Genomic DNA, 250 nt, shown 5'->3' with positions numbered 1-250 from the left:
ACCCGGCGCCGGTGCGTCCATGATTTCCGCACGACCGGTCACGGCCGACAGCGGCAGGCCGCCAGCCAGACCCTTGGCCATCGTCATCAGGTCCGGCAGCACGCCGGTGTGCTCCATGGCGAACAGCTTGCCGGTGCGCGCAAAGCCGGTCTGCACTTCATCGGCAATCATCACGATGCCGTGCTCATCGCACAGTGCACGCACGGCGCGCACGAAGTCGGCAGGCATCTGGTAGAAGCCGCCCTCGCCC

General features: G+C 67.6%; 1 protein-coding gene. It reads right to left on the bottom strand.

Going from position 1 to position 250, the window contains the following annotated elements; translation table 11 throughout:
* Nucleotides 1–250: aminotransferase class III-fold pyridoxal phosphate-dependent enzyme (locus ACVA58_RS28445; RefSeq protein ID WP_446513579.1), on the bottom strand; the 250-nt coding region annotated here is incomplete at both ends.

Source organism: Photobacterium sp. DNB22_13_2 (assembly GCF_052873915.1).
Note: the sequence above shows the minus strand (reverse complement) of the source record. Positions and strands in the feature narration are given on the sequence as shown.